Raw genomic sequence first — 14,823 nt, 5'->3', positions numbered from 1 at the left:
ACCGCCGGCCCGCGCCGCGGGACCGGGAGGCTACGCGTCCGCTTCGCGGCCGGCGGCCAGGGCCAGGACGGCCTCGGCGAAGGCGTCGCCGCGCTTGTTGTAGTTGGCGAACATGTCCATCGAGGCACACGCCGGGGCCAGGAGGACGGTGTCCCCCGGCCGGGCGAGGCGTGCCGCCTCGCGGACCGCCGCGGCCATCGCCCCAGTGTCGGTCCGGTCGAGGTCGGTCACCGGCACATCCGGGGCGTGTCGCGCCAGGGCTTCCCCGATCAGACCGCGGTCGGCCCCGATCAGGACCACTCCGCGCAGCCGCTTCGCCGACCCGGCCACGAGCTCGTCGAAGGTGGCGCCCTTGGCGAGGCCGCCCGCGATCCACACGATCGAGCCGTACGCGGCCAGCGAGGCCTCGGCGGCGTGGGTGTTGGTGGCCTTGGAGTCGTCCACGTAGGCCACGCCGTCCACGTCGGCGACGTGGGCGATGCGGTGGGCGTCCGGCCGGAAGGCGCGCAGCCCGTCCCGTACCGCCGCGGGCTCCACGCCGAAGGCGCGGGCGAGGGCGGCGGCCGCGAGGGCGTTGGCGATGTTGTGCGGGGCGGCGGGCTGCCCGGTGGCCGGCGCGATGTCGGCGACCTCGGCCAGCTCCTGGGCGCTGGTGCGCCGGTCGGCCACGAAGGCGCGGTCCACCAGGATGCCGTCGACGACGCCCAGCTCGGAGAGGCCGGGCGGGCCTAGGGTGAAGCCGATGGCGCGGCAGCCCTCCTCGACGTCGGCCTGCCGGACCAGGCGCTCGGTGGCGGGGTCGGCGGCGTTGTAGACGCAGGCGACCTTGTTGCCCTCGTAGATGCGGCCCTTGTCGGCGGCGTAGGCGGTCATCGAGCCGTGCCAGTCGAGGTGGTCGGGCGCCAGGTTGAGCACGGCGGCCGAGTGGGCGCGCAGCGAGGGCGCCCAGTGCAGCTGGTAGCTGGAGAGCTCGACGGCCAGCACGTCGTACGGCTCCTGGGAGAGCACGACGTCGATGATCGGGGTGCCGATGTTGCCGACGGCTGCGGTGCGCAGCCCGGCGGCCTCCAGGATGGAGGCGAGCATCTGGACGGTGGTGGTCTTGCCGTTGGTGCCGGTGACGGCGAGCCAGGGGGCGGCGCCCTCGCCGCGCAGCTGCCAGGCGATCTCGACGTCGCCCACCACGTCGACGCCCGCCTCCGCGGCGGCCGCGAAGAGCGGGCTGCCGGGCTTCCAGCCGGGCGAGGTGACGACCAGGTCGGTGCCCTCGGGCAGGGTCGTCGCATCGCCCAGGCGGACGGTGATGTCCCCGGCCGCCAGGGAGGCGGCCCGGTCGCGCAGCACCTCGTTGTCGCCGCCGTCGACGACGGTGACCCGGGCGCCGAGACCGGCCAGGGCGCGGGCGGCGCTGATGCCGCTCACGCCGAGGCCGGCGACGGTGATGTGCTTACCGCTCCATGCAGAGGTCACTTGATGGCCAGCCATCCCGCGTAGAAGACCCCGAGGCCGACGGCCACGCACAGGCCCTGGATGATCCAGAACCGGACCACCACCAGGACCTCGCTCCACCCCTTGAGTTCGAAGTGGTGCTGGAGCGGGGCCATCCGGAAGACGCGCTTCCCGGTCATCCGGAAGGAGCCGACCTGGATGATCACGGACATGGTGATCAGCACGAACAGGCCGCCGAGCAGGGCGAGCAGCAGCTCGGTGCGGGAGCAGATCGCCAGGCCCGCGAGCGCGCCGCCGAGGGCGAGCGAGCCGGTGTCGCCCATGAAGATCTTGGCGGGCGAGGTGTTCCACCACAGGAAGCCGAAGCAGGAGCCCATCAGGGCGGAGGCGACGACCGCGAGATCCAGCGGGTCGCGCACCTCGTAGCAGGCGGCTCCGGCGGTCAGCGGGTTGCCGCACCACTGGCCGTACTGCCAGGTGCCGATGAACACGTACGCGCCGAAGACCATCACCGAGGCGCCGGTGGCGAGGCCGTCGAGGCCGTCGGTGAGGTTCACGCCGTTCGACATCGCCAGGATCATGAACAGCGCCCACACCACGAACAGCACGGGCCCGATCGACCAGCCGAAGTCGGTGGCGAAGGAGAGCCGGGTGGAGGCCGGGGTCTGGCCCCGGACGTCGGCGAACTGCAGCGCGAGGACGGCGAAGGTGATACCGACGATCAGCTGGCCGGCCATCTTCGCCTTGGCCCGCAGGCCCAGGCTCCGCTGCTTGACGATCTTGATGTAGTCGTCGAGGAAGCCGACCAGGCCCATGCCGGCCGTCAGGAAGAGCACCAGCAGACCCGAGGTGGTCGGCGAATGGCTGGTGACCACCTTGGTGATCGCATAGGCGATCAGCGTGGCCAGGATGAAGGCGATGCCACCCATGGTGGGCGTGCCCTTCTTCCCGGCGTGGCCGCGCGGGCCGTCGTCACGGATGAACTGGCCGTAGCCCTTGCGGGCCAGGAACTTGATCAGCAGCGGGGTGCCGATGAGGGTCAGGATCAGACCGATGACACCCGCGAAGAGGATCTGGTTCATCAGCCGGCGACCTCACCGTCGACCGCGAGCAGCTGCTCCGCCACCCGCTCCAGCCCCACCGACCGGGACGCCTTCACCAGTACGACGTCTCCCGGGCGCAGCTCGCTGCGCAACAGGTCGACCGCCGCCTGCGCGTCGGACACGTGCACCGACTCCTCACCCCACGAACCCTCGTTGTAGGCGCCCATCCGCAGCCAGGCCGCTTCCCGGTCCCCGACTGCCACGAGCTTGCTGACGTTGAGCCGGACGGCGAGCCGCCCGACCGCGTCGTGCTCGGCGAGTGACTCCTCGCCGAGCTCGGCCATCCGGCCGAGCACCGCCCACGTCCGTCCCCCCTGTGCCCGTGAGGCCTCGCCCATGGCGGCGAGCGCGCGCAGTGCGGCTCTCATGGACTCGGGGTTCGCGTTGTAGGCGTCATTGACGACCGTCACGCCGTCCGCCCGCTCGGTGACCTCCATGCGCCAGCGCGAGAGCTGGCCCGCACCGGAGAGCGCGGTGGCGATGTCCTGCGCGGGCATGCCCAGCTCATGGGCGACGGCGGCCGCGGCGAGCGCGTTCGACACGTGGTGCTCACCGTACAGCTGCATGGTCACTTCGCCGCACCCGGTGGGTGTGTGAAGCGTGAACGCGGGCCGTCCCGTTGCATCGAGACGGACGTTCTCCGCACGGACGTCCGCGTCGGCGGCCTCGCCGAACAGGACGGTGCGGGCCTTCGTACGGCTGCTCATCGCGCGGACGAGCGGGTCGTCGGCGTTGAGCACGGCGATGCCGTCCTCCGGCAGCGCCTCCACCAGCTCGCCCTTGGCCACGGCGATCTGCTCGCGGCCGCCGAACTCGCCGACGTGGGCGGTGCCGACGTTGAGGACGACGCCGATGCGCGGCGGGGTGAGCTCCGCGAGGTAGCGGATGTGCCCGATGCCGCGGGCGCCCATCTCCAGGACGAGGTGCCTGGTGCCCGCGTCGGCGCGCAGCGCGGTCAGCGGCAGGCCGATCTCGTTGTTCAGCGAGCCCGGCGTCCACACGGTCGGACCGAGGCCCTGCAGCAGCTGGGCGATCAGGTCCTTGGTGCTGGTCTTGCCGGCCGAGCCGGTCAGGCCCACCACGGTGGTGCCCAGCTTCGCCACCACGGCGCGGGCCAGGGCGCCGAGGGCGGCCACGACGTCGTCGACCACGACGGCCGGCACGCCGACGGGGCGGGAGGCCAGCACGGCCACCGCGCCCGCGGCTGCGGCGCGTTCGGCGAAGTCGTGGCCGTCGACGTGGTCCCCGGGCAGCGCGGCGAACAGGCTGCCGGGCCGCACCTCACGGGAGTCGATGACGACGGGGCCGGTGACGGCGAGGGCCGGGTCCGGTATGTCGTACTGCTGTCCGCCCGTGACGGCGGCGATCTCGGCGAGGGACAGATCGATCACCGGTCCTCACCTCCAGCCGTTCTGGAGGGCTTCCGGGGGGAGGTGTGTGCGCACATGGCGGTCTGTCATCCCTGGTCGTTCCGGTGCTTGTCCGCCGTGCACGGCCGCTCGGCCTCAATGGCCTCGCGCAGCACCCGGCGGTCGTCGAAGGGGCGTACCACTCCTGCGATGTCCTGGCCCTGTTCGTGGCCCTTGCCCAGGACCAGGACGATGTCGCCGGGTTCGGCTCGGGCGACGGCGGCGGCGACGGCGGCGGCGCGGTCCTCCAGGACGAGGACGGTGCCGCGCTCGGCGGCCGGCACCCCGGCGGCGCCCGCGAGCATGGTGGCGAGGATCGCGAGGGGATCCTCGGAGCGGGGGTTGTCGGAGGTCAGCACGGCCGTGTCGGCGTAGCGGGCCACCGCCGCGCCCATGGGGGCGCGCTTGGTGCGGTCCCGGTCGCCGCCGCAGCCCAGGACGGCGTGGATGCGGCCGACGCCGGGCGTGCGCAGGGCGCGGAGAACCGATTCGACGGCGTCCGTCTTGTGCGCGTAGTCGACGACCGCCAGGTACGGCTGGCCCGCGTCGACGCGCTCCAGGCGGCCCGGGACGCCGGGCACGGCGGCGACGCCGTCGGCGGCGGCCTGCGGCTCCAGGCCGGCGGCGACGAGCGCGACGATCGCGGCGAGCGCGTTGGCGACGTTGAACGGGCCGGCCAGCGGGGACTTCGCGCGGACGGTCACGCCGTCGGGGCCCTGCACGGTGAAGGCCGAGTCGAACGGGCCGATCTCGACGTCGACGGCGCGCCAGTCGGCCTCGGGGCGGCCCTCGGCGGAGAAGGTGACGACCGGCACCTCGGACTCGCCCCCGGCGAGGCGGCGCCCGTACTCGTCGTCGAGGTTGACCACGCCGAGGCGGCTGCGCTCCTTGGTGAACAGCTCGGCCTTGGCGGCGAAGTAGTCCTCCATGCCCGTGTGGAACTCCATGTGCTCCGGGCTGAGGTTGTTGAAGACCGCCACGTCGAAGACGCAGCCGTCGACGCGGCCGAGCCGCAGGGCGTGGCTGGAGACCTCCATGGCGACCGAGCGGACGCCGCGCTCGCGCATGACCGCGAAGAGCGCCTGCAGGTCCGTGGCCTCGGGGGTGGTGCGCTCCGATTTCAGGCGCTCGTCGCCGATGCGGGACTCGACGGTGCCGATCAGGCCCGTCAGCCCGCCGGCGGTGCGCAGGCCGCCCTCGATGAGGTAGGCGGTGGTGGTCTTGCCGGAGGTCCCGGTGATGCCGATCTGCAGCAGGTCGCGGCCCGGCTCGCCGTAGATCGTCGCCGCGAGGGCGCCCATCCGGCCGCGCGGGTTCTCCACGGCGAGCACCGGCAGGCCGGTGGCGGCGGCGCGCTCGGCGCCGGCCGGGTCGGTCAGGACCGCCGCGGCGCCGAGGCCGGCGGCCTGGGCGGCGAAGTCGGCGCCGTGGAAGCGGGCGCCGGGCAGGGCGGCGTAGACGTCGCCGGGGCGCACGGCCCGCGAGTCGTGGGTGATGCCCGTGACGGCCGTCGCGGCGGCGTCCCGGGGAGCGGTGATGCCCAGCTGACCGGCGAGCTCCGTGAGCGGCACGGGACGGACCTGGGTGGGGCGGGGCGCTCCCGGGTGGGCCGGGGCGGCCTGCTCGGGGGTGGTGTTGCGGTACTGATCAGCGTGGGGCACGGCGGTGAGCGTACCGGGCGCACCCGCTCCGCCGCGAAGCGAGGGGCGTGCCGGGGCGCGGTTCCCGGGGGTGGGCGTGATCGTCGTCACGGCGGACCCGGCTCACTGGCCGTCGTAGCTCACCGGCAGCCGGGGGGCCTGCGAGCCCGACGGCGGCACCTGGAGGGACTTCAGGGCGAACTCCATGACCTGCTTGAAGACCGGCCCGCAGATCTGCCCGCCGAAGTAGCTGCCCTGGGTGGGGTTCTGGATGGCGCAGTAGACGGTGACCCTGGGCTGATCGGCGGGGGCGAAGCCGGCGAAGGAGGCGGTGTAGCCGTGGTAGCGGCCGGTACGCGGATCCACCCGGTTGGAGGTGCCGGTCTTGCCCGCGACGCGGTAGCCGGGGATGGCCGCCTTGGTGCCGGTGCCCTCGCGGTCGTCCACGACCGACTCCAGCATCTCGGTGAGCTCGTGGGCGGTCTTCTCGCTGACCACCCGCATCCGGGAGGCCCCCGGCGAGGGCGTGAAGCGGCCGTCGGGCCCCTTGGAGCCGCGCACCAGGGTCGGCTGGATGCGCTCGCCGCCGGCCGCGATCGTGGAGTACACGGACGCGGCCTGCACGGCGTTGAGGGACAGGCCCTGGCCGAAGGGGATGGTGTAGGCCCGGGAGGACTTCCAGTCCCCCGGCTTGGCCAGCAGGCCCGGGGTCTCGCCGGGGAAGCCCAGGCCGGTGGGCCGGCCGATGCCGAACTTGCGCAGGTAGCCGTAGAGGACGTCGTTGGCCTGCTCGCGGGTCTTGCCGAGCTGTTCGCTGGCGAGGATGGTGCCGATGTTGCTGGACTTGGCGAGCACGCCGTTGAGGGTGAGGTGCCAGGTGGGGTGGTCGACGTCGTCGGCGAAGGAGCGGTCGGCGCGCGGCAGCCGGTTGGGCACCTCGACGTGGGTGTCCGGCCGGGCGACGCCCTCCTCCAGGACGGCGGCCATCGTCATGACCTTGCTGACGCTGCCGGGCTCGTAGGCGTCCTGGAGGGCCGCGTTGCCCAGGGCGGCCCGGTCGGCGTGGCCGAGGTCGTTGGGGTTGTAGCCGGGGGCGTTGGCCATGCCCAGGATCTCGCCGGTGCGGGTGTCCTGGACGACGACGTAGCCGCGGTCCGCCCCGGACTTCTCCACCTGGCGGGTGATGGCGTCCTGGGCGGCCCACTGGATGTCCCGGTCGATGGTCAGCTGGACGTCGGAGCCGGACACGGCGGCCTGTTCCGAGGGGCTGCCGTCGATCACCTGGCGGCCGGAGGTCTGGGTGTAGACGCGCTTGCCGTCCTTGCCCGCCAGGAGCTCGTTGAGCTGGCCCTCGATGCCTCCGGCGCCCTGGCCCTGCGCGTTGACGAAGCCCAGGGTCCCGGCGGCGAGGTCCCCGTTGGGGTAGACGCGCTTGCCCTGGGCCTCGCGGCCCACGCCGGCCAGCACGTTCGGCCCCTGCTTGTGCCGGGCGCGCTCGGCCTGCTGCTGCTTCAGAGCCTTGATCTTGTTCCAGACCTGCGGGGGCTGCCGGCGGGCGAGGACGACGTACTTGGACTTGGGGTTGGCCGTGAGCCTGGCCTCGATGTCGTCCGCGTCGTCGTCGAGGACGGGCGCGAGCAGCTCGGCGGCCTGCCGGGCCGCGCCCTGCACCTTGGTCCGCTCGGGGGTGAGCAGGTCGGGGTCGGCGGTGATGTCGTAGGCGTCGACGGTGGTCGCCAGGTTCACGCCGTTGCGGTCGGTGATGGAGCCGCGCTCGGCGGCCAGCGTGACGGGCATGTAGCGGTGGGCGTTGGCCCGGGCCGCGTAGGTGTTGGCGTCGAGGGCCTGCACCTGCAGCAGCCGCCCGGTGAAGACCAGCATCACCACGGTGAGCCCGGCGCCGATCAGCCGCAGCCGGGGGCGCGGGCTGCCCAGCCGGAGCGGCCGGTTGCCCGTGCCGGGGCGCGGGGGGCGCGCAGCGGGGCGTGCAGCGGGCCGTGCGGGACCCGGGACCGGGCGGCGGGGCTGCCTGGGCGCCGTCACGACATCACCTACCTGACCTGCGCGGGAAGGACGGGTCCGGGCTGCTGCCCCGGCACCGCCGGGCGGGGGGCGCCGGGGGGCGGGGGCACGACGGCCGGGGGCGGGGCTCCCGGCCCGGTGTACGAGGCGTTGTCGGCGGCGCCCGTGCCGGCCGGGGCGGGGTTGCCGATGACGGTGCCGTCGGGCCGGAGGAAGACGGGGCTGCCGCCGGGGATCATGCCCAGCTCGCGGGCGCGGCGGGCGAGCGCGTCGGGGGCGGCGAGCTGGTCGACCTCCTGCTGCAGGGCCTGCTGCTGGTCGGTCATCTCGGTCGTCCGGCGCTGGAGCTTGGTGAGCTCGAAGGAGCCCTGGTTGAGCGAGGAGTTGAGGAGCAGCAGCGAGATCAGCCCGGAGCCGAGCATCACCACGGTCAGCAGGACGAACGGGGTCCGCTTGGTCCCCAGCCGTCCCACCGGCAGCAGCCGCATCAGCCGGGCGCCCCGGCTGCGCCCCGCGGGGCTCACGGCACGTCCTCACGGATGCGCTCGGCGCCGCGCAGCCGGGCGGGGGCGGCACGCCGGTTCTCGGCGATCTCCTCCTCGGTGGGCAGCTCGGCGCCGCGCGTGAGCAGCTTCAGCCGGGGCTGGTAGCGCTCGGGGACGACGGGCAGCCCGGGCGGCGCGGTGCTGGCCGCGCCCGCGGCGAAGACCTGCTTGACGATGCGGTCCTCCAGGGACTGGTACGACAGCACGGCGACCCGGCCGCCGACGGCGAGCGCGGCGACGGCGGCCGGGACGGCCTGCTCGACGCTGGCCAGCTCGGCGTTGACCTCGATGCGCAGCGCCTGGAAGGTGCGCTTGGCGGGGTTGCCGCCGGTGCGCTTGGCGGCCTGCGGCAGCGCCTCGCGGATCAGGTCGACGAGCCGGGCGCTGTTGCTGAAGGGCTCCTTCTCGCGCTCGCGGACGATGGCCGACACGATGCGCTTGGCCTGCTTCTCCTCGCCGTAGGCACGCAGGATGCGGACCAGCTCGCCGGGCGGGTAGGTGTTGAGGACCTCGGCCGCGCTGATGCCCGCCGTCTGGTCCATGCGCATGTCCAGCGGCGCGTCCTGGGCGTAGGCGAAGCCGCGGCCGGCCTCGTCCAGCTGCATGGAGGACACGCCGAGGTCGAACAGGACGCCCTGCACCTTGGGGACGCCGAGCCGCTCCAGCACCTCGGGGAGCTCGTGGTAGACGGCGCGCACCAGCGTGGCGCGCTCACCGAAGGGGGCCAGCCGCTCGCCGGCCAGCGCGAGGGCGGTGGGGTCGCGGTCGAGGGCGACGAGCCGGACGTCGGGGAACGCCTTGAGCAGCGCCTCGCTGTGCCCGCCGGCGCCCAGCGTGCAGTCGACGACGACCGCGCCGGGTGCGGCGAGAGCGGGTGCGAGCATGTCCAGGCAGCGCTGGAGCATGACGGGGACGTGTCGCGCGTTGCTGCTCATGCGCCCTTCTGAGAGTCCTGGGCCGGCGCGCGGTCCGCCGCGCACCACCAGGTCCCCGCCCGCTCAAAGGGGAAACGGCCGTTCTGACACCGGGGAAGGGGCACCAGGGCGACCGGGGAGCGGGAGGAGGCCGAGCGGTACGCGCGAATGGAGCGCACGTGCGGGTTCTTCATTCGGTTCCACGGGGAGCGTCACGCCTCCCACTTCGCGCCACTTTAGTCCACTCGTCCCTTCGGTCAACCAACCGGCGAGCGCGTCACCTCTCGCGTGCGTCGTGGCCGGTCGCCGACTACCTTCATGGCTATGCCGATATCCGCGCCCCACCCGCAGACCCCGGGCTCCGGCCCCGCCGACACGGAACCCACGGTCACGGACCGTCTGGTTCAGGCCAATGCGAAGTACGCCGCCGCGTTCACGGACCCCGGAATGGACGCCCGTCCCGTCCTCAAGGTCGCCGTCGTCGCCTGCATGGACGCCCGCATCGACCTGCACGCCGCCCTGGGCCTGGAGCTCGGCGACTGCCACACCATCCGCAACGCCGGAGGCGTCGTCACCGACGACATCATCCGTTCCCTGACCATCAGCCAGCGCGCGCTCGGCACCCGTTCCGTCGTCCTCATCCACCACACCAATTGCGGCCTGCTCGACCTGACCGAGGATTTCCGCCACGAGATCGAGGCCGAGGTCGGCCAGCGGCCCGCCTGGGCGGTCGAGGCGTTCAAGGACCTCGACCAGGACGTCCGCCAGTCCATGCAGCGCGTGCGCACCTCCCCCTTCCTGCCCCACCGCGACGACGTGCGCGGCTTCGTCTTCGACGTGACGACGGGCCTGCTCCGCGAGATCGACCCGCGCCCTTGATGGACCGGTTGTCGGACCGGTTGTCCACACGCGCTGACGCGACGGCGCACGGACGGACACAATGCGTGTACGGCGCCGCCCCCGCAGCCGCGGGTGCGGTGTCCGTGTTCCGGGGAGGGCCGGTCCGTACCGAGGACGACGGCCCCGGCGACGGGCCGAGGAGGGCCGGGTGACGACCTATGACGAACGAGCGGGCCTGGGGGAGCTGAGCGCGACGGCGGAGCGGATCCGCCGGTCGGTCGAGACGGTGATCGAGGGCAAACCGGAGGTCGTGCGGCTCTCGCTGACCGTCCTGCTCGCCGAGGGGCACCTGCTCATCGAGGACGTGCCGGGCGTCGGCAAGACGATGCTGGCCAAGGCGCTGGCGCGGTCGGTCGACTGCTCGGTGCGGCGCATCCAGTTCACGCCCGACCTGCTGCCCTCGGACATCACCGGCGTGAGCGTCTACGACCAGCAGCGGCAGGACTTCGAGTTCAAGCCCGGCGCGGTGTTCGCCCAGATCGTCATCGGCGACGAGATCAACCGCGCCTCGCCCAAGACCCAGTCCGCGCTGCTGGAGTCGATGGAGGAGCACCAGGTCACCGTCGACGGGCACACCTACGAACTGCCCGCCCCCTTCATGGTGGTGGCCACGCAGAACCCCGTGGAGATGGAGGGCACCTACCCGCTGCCCGAGGCCCAGCGCGACCGCTTCATGGCCCGGGTGTCCATGGGCTACCCCAGCCCCGAGGCCGAGCTGCGGATGCTGGACGTGCACGGCGGGCCCTCCCCGCTGGACGACCTGCAACCCGTCGCGCACGCCCACGAGATCGTCAAGCTGACCGAGGCCGTCCGCGCGGTCCACGTGGCCGAGCCGGTCCGGCGGTACGCGGTGGACCTGGTCGCCGCCACCCGGCAGCACCCGGAGCTCAGACTCGGCGCGTCGCCGCGCGCGACGCTGCACCTGCTGCGGGCGGCCAAGGCCGCCGCGGCCCTGGCGGGCCGGGAGTTCGCGCTGCCCGACGACGTGCAGTCGCTGGCCGCGGCGGTGCTCGCGCACCGGCTGCTGCCCAGCGCCCAGGCCCAGTTGAACCGGCGCACGGCCGAGCAGGTCGTGCTCGACATCCTCCAGCGCACCCCGGTTCCCGACCCGTTCGGCCGGCAGCCTCCGGGCGCCCGGAGGCTGTGATGCCGTCCGGTGGTCCACAGGATCGCAGCGGCCTGCGGGCGGCGCTCGACGGGCTCACCACCCGGGGCCGCTCCTTCCTGGCCGCGGGGATCGCCGCCGCCGGGTGCGCCTATGTCCTCGGCCAGGCCGACCTGTTGCGGGTCGGGCTGCTGCTGGCCGTCCTGCCCCTGGTGTGCGTGGTCGCCCTGCACCGCACCCGGCACCGGGTCACCGGCAGCCGCGCGCTGTCCCCGGCCCGGGTGAGCGCCGCACAGGAGGCCCGGGTGCGGCTGCGCATCGACAACGTCTCCCGGCTGCCCACCGGCGTGCTGATGCTGCAGGACCGCGTCCCCTACGTCCTCGGCCCGCGCCCCCGCTTCGTGCTGGACCGCATCGAGGCGGGCGGCCGGCGCGAGGTGTCCTACCGCGTCCGCGCGGAGCTGCGCGGCCGCTATCCGATGGGCCCCCTCCAGCTGCGCCTGTCCGACCCGTTCGGCATGTGCGAACTGACCCGCGGCTTCGGCACGTACGACACGCTCACCGTCGTCCCGCGCGTCGACCCGCTCCCCCCGGTGCGCCTCGGCGGCGAGGCCACCGGGCACGGGGACGGGCGGCTGCGCTCCCTCGCCCTGGCCGGCGAGGACGACGTCCTGCCCCGCGGCTACCGGCACGGCGACGACCTGCGCCGGGTCCACTGGCGCTCCACCGCGCGCCACGGTGAGCTGATGGTGCGCCGCGAGGAACAGCCCCGACGCGCCCACGCCACCGTGCTGCTGGACACCCGGGGCACCGCCTACGAGGGCGTGGGCCCCGAGGCGGCCTTCGAATGGGCGGTCTCCGGCGCCGCCTCGGCCGCGGTGCACCTGCTCGAACGGGGCTTCTCCGTACGGCTGCTGACCGACACCGGCAGCACGGTGCCCGGGACCGCAGGGGGTTCCGTCCACGACTCGGCCGACGCCGCCGGGCTGTTGCTCGACGTCCTCGCCGTCGTGGACCACTCCGCAGCCACCGGCCTCGAAGCCGCCTACGATGCCCTGCTCCCCCAGCTACCGCTGGGGGGACCCCCAGGCACCGCCGGGCTGCTGGTGGCCTTCTTCGGCGAACTCGACGAGCACCAGGCGGAGGTGGCGGCCCGGATGCGGCAACGCAGCAGCACGGCCGTCGCCTTCGTGCTCGACCCCGCGGTGTGGACGGGTGCGGCGGCCGCCCCGGAGCGGTCGCTGCGGCTGCTGCGCGACGCGGGCTGGACGGCACTGCCGGTCGCCCCGGGGGCCTCGCTGCCCGGGCTGTGGCACGTGGCGGGCTCCCCCGGGCCGGTCCCGGAGCGGGCGTCATGAGCGGACAGGCGCGGCTCGCGGTGTGCGGCGTGGTGGCCACGCTCGCGGCGGCCTGCGCGCTGCTGCCGCTCGTCGACCGGCCCGTCTGGATCGTGCAGGCCGCACTGCTGCTCTCGATCCAGACGGCGGTGGGCGCCCTCGCCCGCCGCGTGCCGCTCCGCCGGGGGCTCACGGTGGCCCTGCAGGCGCTCACGGCGCTGCTGCTGCTCACGCTCGTCTTCGCGCAGCTGCAGGCCCTCGGCGGGCTGCTGCCCGGGCCGGACGTCCTCCGCGAGTTCGGACAGCTGCTCCGGGAGGGCGCCGACGACGTCGGGCGGTACGCCATCCCCGCACCGGCGACCCGGTCCCTCAGGCTGCTGCTGGTCGGCGGCGTGCTGGCGGTGGGCCTGGCGGTCGATGCGCTGGCGGTCACCTTCCGCAGCGCCGCGCCCGCCGGACTGCCGCTGCTGGCGCTCTACTCCATCGGCGCCGGGCTGGGCCGGGGCGGCGGGCACTGGCTGTGGTTCCTCGCGGCGGCCGCCGGGTACCTGCTGCTGCTCCTGGCCGAGGGCCGGGAGCGGCTCACGCGCTGGGGCCGGGTCTTCGGCGGCGGCCCGCCCGGCGGCGCCGGCCGCCCGCCGGCCGCCGTCCGCACGGGCCGCCGCATCGGCGCGGTCGCGCTGGGCATCGCCCTGGCCGTGCCGGCGGTGCTGCCGTCGATCGACGAGGGGCTGCTGCAGGCGCACGGCCCCGGCGACGGCCCCGGCGCCGACGGCGGCACCATCTCCGCCGTCAATCCGCTGGTCTCGCTGCAGAACAGCCTCAACCAGCCGGAGAACCGCGAGGTCCTGCGCTACCGCACCTCCAGCGAGAACACCCAGGACCTCTACCTGCGCATCGTGGCGCTCGACTGGTTCGACGGCTCGTCGTGGCGGGCCTCCGAGCGCCGCGTCACGGACGTGCCCGACCCGCTGCCGACGCCCGCCGGGCTGTCGCCCGCGGTGCGCACCGACCCCGTCAACACCTCGGTCGCGGCGGCCGGAACGTACGGCCAGACCTACCTCCCGATGCCGTACCCGGCCGAGCGGGTGCTCGCCGGCGGCCAGTGGCGCTACGAGCCGGAGGGGCGGGCGCTCGTCGGCGACCACGGGCAGACCACCCGCGGCCAGCGCTACCAGGTCTCCAGCCTGCTCGTGGAACCGACCGCCGCACAGCTCGCCGCCGCGCCCGCTCCCCCGGAGCAACTGCTGCGCGAGTACGCGCGCGTGCCCGCCTCGCTGCCCGGCGTGGTCGCCGAGACGGCGCGGAAGGTGACCGCGGGCGCGACGAACGCGTACGAACAGGCGGTCAGGCTCCAGGACTGGTTCGCGGCCCGCGGCGGCTTCCGCTACGACACGCAGGTGCAGACCGGCGGCGGCAGCAACGCCATCGTCAAGTTCCTGGAGGACAAACAGGGTTTCTGCGTCCACTTCGCCTTCTCGATGGCGGCGATGGCCCGCACCCTGGGCATCCCCGCACGGGTGGCGGTCGGCTTCACCCCGGGCACCCCGCAGCCGGACGGCTCGGTGTCCGTCGGCTCCAAGGACGCGCACGCCTGGCCGGAGCTGTACTTCGAGGGCGCGGGCTGGACCCGCTTCGAGCCCACGCCGACCCGGGGCACCCAGCCCGACTACTCGGTCGACCGGTCCCCCACGGCCACCGACCCCGGTGCCCCCGCACCGCTGCCGAGCCGCGCCGGGGCGCCCTCGGCGGCCCCCTCGGCCGACGACGGCTGCCCTCCGCAGGATCGGCGCCCGGGCGAGTGCCGGGGCCGGGTGCTGCAGGCAGGCGCCGACGACACGGGCGGCGGTCCGCCGGGGCTCACCACCGCGGTCGTGGTGGCCGCCGCACTGGCCGCACTGGTCCTGCCCGTCGTGCCCCCGCTGTGGCGGCGCCGGGTACGGGCCCGCCGGCTCGGCCGGGGCACCCTCGGTGCGTGGCGCGAGATGACCGACTCCGCCTGGGACTACGGCATCCCGCCCGACGAGTCGCAGACCCCGCGGAACACGGCGGCCCGCATCGTCCGCACCGCAGGGCTCGCCGCCCCGGCGGCCGAGGCGGCGGCCCGGCTGGCCACGGCGGTCGAGCAGACCCTGTACGCACCGGATCCACGGCCCGCCGGGGACCCGGCGGCCGACGCCGAACAGGTACGTTCCGGCCTCCACGCCACGGCCCCGCGCAGCGTCCGCCTCCGGGCACTCCTGGCGCCGCGCTCCGCGGCCCGGCTGCTGTGGGGGTTCGCGGCGTGGCGCGCGAGGGTGACTCGTGCCCCGAAGGGGCGCGGGGAACTGCGCGACCGGCCTCGACGAACCCGCGGTTGACGCGCAGCGTCCGGGGGCTCCGGCCTCCGAACACGCCTG

At 74.5% G+C, this 14,823-nt stretch carries 11 protein-coding genes; 4 read left to right on the top strand and 7 right to left on the bottom strand.

Annotated features, from left to right (window positions below; all coding sequences use genetic code 11):
• Nucleotides 1–30 precede the first annotated feature (30 nt).
• The 7 genes from murD to rsmH form a co-directional block, all read right to left on the bottom strand.
• On the bottom strand, nt 31–1,485 hold the full coding sequence (gene murD / locus ACLHRZ_RS14910; protein ID WP_490418884.1) for a UDP-N-acetylmuramoyl-L-alanine--D-glutamate ligase: 1,455 nt from the start codon (nt 1,483–1,485) through the stop codon (nt 31–33).
• The gene (gene mraY, locus ACLHRZ_RS14905) at nt 1,467–2,531 is read right to left on the bottom strand and encodes a phospho-N-acetylmuramoyl-pentapeptide-transferase (protein WP_490418883.1); all 1,065 of its coding nucleotides are present in this window, start codon (nt 2,529–2,531) and stop codon (nt 1,467–1,469) included. The genes murD and mraY overlap by 19 nt, the downstream gene beginning before the upstream one ends.
• On the bottom strand, nt 2,531–3,943 hold the full coding sequence (locus ACLHRZ_RS14900; RefSeq protein WP_490418882.1) for a UDP-N-acetylmuramoyl-tripeptide--D-alanyl-D-alanine ligase: 1,413 nt from the start codon (nt 3,941–3,943) through the stop codon (nt 2,531–2,533). The genes mraY and ACLHRZ_RS14900 overlap by 1 nt, the downstream gene beginning before the upstream one ends.
• A gap of 65 nt (nt 3,944–4,008) precedes the next feature.
• Nucleotides 4,009–5,712 (bottom strand): UDP-N-acetylmuramoyl-L-alanyl-D-glutamate--2,6-diaminopimelate ligase, encoded by a 1,704-nt coding sequence (locus tag ACLHRZ_RS14895; RefSeq protein WP_490418881.1) that lies wholly within the window; start codon nt 5,710–5,712, stop codon nt 4,009–4,011.
• 12 nt (nt 5,713–5,724) lie between these two features.
• Nucleotides 5,725–7,644 (bottom strand): peptidoglycan D,D-transpeptidase FtsI family protein, encoded by a 1,920-nt coding sequence (locus ACLHRZ_RS14890; protein ID WP_490418880.1) that lies wholly within the window; start codon nt 7,642–7,644, stop codon nt 5,725–5,727.
• Between the two features lie 8 nt (nt 7,645–7,652).
• Nucleotides 7,653–8,147 (bottom strand): cell division protein FtsL, encoded by a 495-nt coding sequence (ftsL, locus tag ACLHRZ_RS14885; RefSeq protein ID WP_490418879.1) that lies wholly within the window; start codon nt 8,145–8,147, stop codon nt 7,653–7,655.
• A complete protein-coding gene (gene rsmH / locus ACLHRZ_RS14880; protein WP_490418878.1) occupies nt 8,144–9,103 on the bottom strand; it encodes a 16S rRNA (cytosine(1402)-N(4))-methyltransferase RsmH in 960 nt (319 codons plus the stop codon). Before rsmH ends, ftsL begins: the two co-directional genes overlap by 4 nt.
• Before the next feature lie 297 nt (nt 9,104–9,400).
• Between rsmH and ACLHRZ_RS14875 the strand changes: the two genes are divergently transcribed.
• From ACLHRZ_RS14875 to ACLHRZ_RS14860, 4 genes are all read left to right on the top strand, one after another.
• Entirely contained in the window at nt 9,401–9,961 is a 561-nt protein-coding gene (locus tag ACLHRZ_RS14875; RefSeq protein ID WP_490418877.1) for a beta-class carbonic anhydrase, read from the top strand.
• A 169-nt stretch (nt 9,962–10,130) separates the two neighbouring features.
• Nucleotides 10,131–11,129: an AAA family ATPase gene (locus ACLHRZ_RS14870; protein ID WP_490418876.1), complete on the top strand. Its 999-nt coding sequence runs from the start codon at nt 10,131–10,133 to the stop codon at nt 11,127–11,129.
• Nucleotides 11,129–12,445, top strand: coding sequence for a DUF58 domain-containing protein (locus ACLHRZ_RS14865; RefSeq protein WP_490418875.1), 1,317 nt, complete (start codon nt 11,129–11,131; stop codon nt 12,443–12,445). The genes ACLHRZ_RS14870 and ACLHRZ_RS14865 overlap by 1 nt, the downstream gene beginning before the upstream one ends.
• Entirely contained in the window at nt 12,442–14,784 is a 2,343-nt protein-coding gene (locus tag ACLHRZ_RS14860; protein WP_490418874.1) for a transglutaminase TgpA family protein, read from the top strand. The genes ACLHRZ_RS14865 and ACLHRZ_RS14860 overlap by 4 nt, the downstream gene beginning before the upstream one ends.
• Nucleotides 14,785–14,823: the final 39 nt, after the last annotated feature.

Source organism: Streptomyces sp. AM25 (assembly GCF_058146165.1).
The sequence above is the reverse complement of the archived record's forward strand: the minus strand, read 5'-3'. Positions and strand labels throughout refer to the sequence as shown.

Coding starts and splice junctions, on each gene's coding strand:
- mraY (WP_490418883.1), bottom strand. CDS start 2,531: ATGAACCAGATCCTCTTCGCGGGTGTCATCGGTCTGATCCTGACCCTC.
- ACLHRZ_RS14860 (WP_490418874.1), top strand. CDS start 12,442: ATGAGCGGACAGGCGCGGCTCGCGGTGTGCGGCGTGGTGGCCACGCTC.
- murD (WP_490418884.1), bottom strand. CDS start 1,485: ATGGCTGGCCATCAAGTGACCTCTGCATGGAGCGGTAAGCACATCACC.
- rsmH (WP_490418878.1), bottom strand. CDS start 9,103: ATGAGCAGCAACGCGCGACACGTCCCCGTCATGCTCCAGCGCTGCCTG.
- ACLHRZ_RS14875 (WP_490418877.1), top strand. CDS start 9,401: ATGGCTATGCCGATATCCGCGCCCCACCCGCAGACCCCGGGCTCCGGC.
- ACLHRZ_RS14865 (WP_490418875.1), top strand. CDS start 11,129: ATGCCGTCCGGTGGTCCACAGGATCGCAGCGGCCTGCGGGCGGCGCTC.